This window comes from Photorhabdus kayaii, assembly GCF_025384895.1.
GTDB lineage: Bacteria > Pseudomonadota > Gammaproteobacteria > Enterobacterales > Enterobacteriaceae > Photorhabdus > Photorhabdus kayaii.
Map to the genome: position 1 here is coordinate 1 of NZ_JAJAFZ010000166.1, position 1,705 is coordinate 1,705.

The window sequence follows — 1,705 nt, forward strand, 5'->3', positions numbered from 1 at the left end:
CCGGGTAACCGCTGCGGTAATGCCGGGACAAAGGTCAGCGCCATCGCCTGAGGCGGACACGGCGGCAGGCCGTCTTCGGGGGCCAGGCAAGCGGGTAATACGCACGCCCGCATCCAGTCAGCCCAGCCGGTCAGCTCAACCCCACACTGAAAACGGGCGCTCTGTTCCGCCACGCTGCCCTCGCCCAGCCAATCCGCCAGCGGCTGACCCGAGACGCCCTTGCGCCAGACCGTGACGGTGTTCTGACCGGCCTGCCACGCAAACCACGGTGAATCAGGGCGTTGGGACGCCCCGGCTAAGTAGCCGGTCAGCACTAGCGGTAACGGGATACCCTGGCGACGACGCGCCTGAGAAAGCTGCCAGCGCAGTTCCCGCACCCACCCCGCCAGGGCCGTCTCATCCCGGTACTGTTGCGGGTTGATAACGGCCATCACGCTCAACTGGCCGCCCCAGGCGGGCCGGGCAGCCAGCAGGCTTGCCACCCCATCGGACAACGCGGTCCCTGACGGTAAACATAACCAGTAGCCCTGCGGCGTCTGACGCCCCCGTTCATCACCAAACAGGCCGTCCTGGACGTGACCGCAAACCAGCACCACCGGGCGACGATCACCGTCCGGCGGCAGCCCTGCCGACAGGCAGTCGAGCTGTTCCCGTCGCCGGGATCGCCCGGTATAAAACAGTCCGACCGGCGTGAAGAGCAGGATAATAGCGCCCCCCACCCATCGGCCCGCCGGCGATAAGGGGAGCCAGACCAGACAGAGCAGCAGCGCTAACCCGGCGGCCCATCCCCATAGCGCCCGTCGCCACATCGCGCTCATTGCGCCCACCCCGGCAGCAGCGTGATCAGATACTGCCTCAACCCCCACCAGACACCGGTCAGCGCGATTATCGTCATGATTAGCGGACCGCCAATGGAACGCCACCCGGCCCAGGACGGCGCGGCCCCGACCCGCACCGGCGAAGGCTGAACACGGTCGAAAGGCAAGAGGTGTTGGCTTAAGCGGGTTATCAGTTGCTCACGTATCAATGACGTGTCCTCCCGGTAATCCCCCTGGAATCCCAGCAGCAACACCCGGTGAAAACAGGTCAGGACCGTCCGATCGGGGGCCGGCTCATCCAGCACCGCCCGTATCCGCTCATATAACCGGTTGCCCGCTTCGGCGGTACCAAAGAAATGGGCCTGCAACGAGGTGGCGCGCCAGGCCGCATAGCCCTCGTCCGGCGCCCGTTTTAAGACGGTTTCATCCAACAGCGCGCACCAAGCATAACGGATGTGTTCCCTTGCGGCGTCACTGACACCGGCAGCAGACAGCGCCTCCTGCGTCTGTTCTATCTCGTCGATACAGTGTTGCCAGACCGCGCTCCCCTGATCCACCCGTACGCCCCGGCACAGGGCTATCACCAGCAGATAGCTGTTCTGCAACAGGGCATCAATATCCGGTGGCGAGGTTTTAGTGAGTGGCGAGGTTTTAGTGCGTAAGTGTGATCGATTCATGTCCTCAGCACCGCAAACAGTTCAAGCTGAATATCGCCCAGGATATCGGGCACATAGAAAGCACAGGTTCCCGCCGCCAGCATGGCTTTCGCGGACGGATGGGTCAGATCGAGGGCAAAATACTGGTTCTCCAGCCGCAGGGGGACCGCCGCCGGCACATGAGGCATTGCCACCAGCGGGATCCCGGTCAGCGCCCGGTTAATCATCTGG

The 1,705-nt window shown here is 64.0% G+C and carries 3 protein-coding genes and 1 pseudogene; 1 reads left to right on the forward strand and 3 read right to left on the reverse strand.

Annotation, left to right across the window (positions count from 1 at the left end; translation table 11 throughout):
* A pseudogene (locus tag LGZ98_RS23615) lies at positions 1–235 on the forward strand (hypothetical protein); the annotation flags it as partial.
* Positions 236–606: 371 nt separating this feature from the next.
* Here LGZ98_RS23615 and LGZ98_RS23620 read toward each other — a convergent pair.
* From LGZ98_RS23620 to tssK, 3 genes are all read right to left on the reverse strand, one after another.
* Entirely contained in the window at positions 607–807 is a 201-nt protein-coding gene (locus LGZ98_RS23620) for a hypothetical protein (protein ID WP_262978715.1), read from the reverse strand.
* A gap of 7 nt (positions 808–814) precedes the next feature.
* Entirely contained in the window at positions 815–1,495 is a 681-nt protein-coding gene (gene tssL / locus LGZ98_RS23625; RefSeq protein ID WP_262978717.1) for a type VI secretion system protein TssL, short form, read from the reverse strand.
* Positions 1,492–1,705, reverse strand: a 214-nt coding sequence (tssK, locus tag LGZ98_RS23630) for a type VI secretion system baseplate subunit TssK (RefSeq protein WP_262978718.1), incomplete at its 5' end; no start/stop codon positions are given. The genes tssL and tssK, both read right to left, overlap by 4 nt.

Bases quoted from the DNA above. Each gene is read 5' to 3' on its own strand.
- tssL (WP_262978717.1), bottom strand. From the start codon at position 1,495: ATGAATCGATCACACTTACGCACTAAAACCTCGCCACTCACTAAAACC.